At 40.6% G+C, this 1,334-nt stretch carries 1 protein-coding gene; it reads left to right on the forward strand.

The window, feature by feature from the left end; translation table 11 throughout:
• A partial coding sequence (locus A3738_RS30320) for a hypothetical protein (RefSeq protein WP_197473492.1) occupies positions 1-839 on the forward strand: 839 nt, incomplete at its 5' end.
• Positions 840-1,334 lie beyond the last annotated feature (495 nt).

Genomic DNA, 1,334 nt, shown 5'->3' on the forward strand with positions numbered 1-1,334 from the left:
TAGATGTGTTGGAGCTAGCCAATGACCAGTTGTCATTAACCGGAAACCAGCAATTTGGTTCGGCTTCAGATCAAATTATTGCGACTGATTTAATTCAAGTTCCTGAGTTAGATCTTGGTGCCACTTTACCTTTCTTGTCGTTCGTTAGCGAGCTGTATAATGGTGGCACTGTTAGTGGGTATGAGATGAGTACGATGACGTATTCGGCAGGCACTTTTTCTAGAGAATCTGTCTATATATCGGTTAGCTCGCTTTCCAAAGCTGAGCTTGGCTTTGATGCTAGTGGCTTCGGCGTCGCAGCATGGCTAGAGGGTGCGAGTAGTTCGACGCGCTTGAAAGTGTCGCGCTTTAATGGTTTTAGGTGGAATGACCCTGTTACTGTTAATCCAAGCCAAGGCGATATAACAGATAAAAGATTATCGGTGTTTCAAGATGGTCAGTCCCTTTTTGCTTGGGTTGAAAAGGGAGTTTCTACCAGCTTTATTAAGTCGCAGGGATATTTTCCGATTGATGGCGCGAATGCGTATTCGTTAGTTCCGGTACAAACGATTGACTCTCTCTCTGGTGATTACACTGGTCTCCAGTTATCTGCGGATAGAGAAGGCAATGCACATTTGGCTGTTAGTGCTCAGGGATCTTTTTTAACTACATTTCGTTTTTTGCACAATATTGAATGGAACGAAGCTTGGTCTGATGCTGAAACAATTACTAATAATTCTAAGGCGAATGTGTACGAAGTAGAAATGATTAAGAAAGATGGTCGTTCTTTGATGTTATATGCTAACGAAGCCTTAAGTTACGATCGATTTTATGCTCAGCCTTTCTCTGACTTTGAGTGAGATAACCAAATAAAAAAGCCCGCTAAAAAGCGTGCTTTTTTATTTAAACTAAATCAGCTTACACATACACGTGTTGATATAGAAAACCAATAAATATAAAACTCACTGTGGTGGCTACTACGACATCGATCACACTTAGTGCTTGATTATTGATTTTCACAGGCTGTATCTCGCAAGTTAGTTATACTTAAAAGTATTCAACTATCGGCGGTTTATTGAGTAACCGCTTCGTTATCTTATGCTGCGAATTGTAACTAAAATCTTGATCCATTTGGTGGTGCACGGTGATAACGAATGTTAAACGCTAAGTCAGTGAGAACCATTCAACATGTTTTGGGATAGAGATCGTTTTTTACTCGCCCTGAGTACTCGTTCATTAAAGTTAAGCGGCAAACCTCAGTCGCATTCCGGCTTGTTATACAAGTCTTATGCCGATTTTTACAATATTGATATGTTGTCGATCGGACTTGCTAAGTCGCAGTCAATTCAAGTAGT

It is taken from the genome of Oleiphilus sp. HI0066 (genome assembly GCF_001635725.1).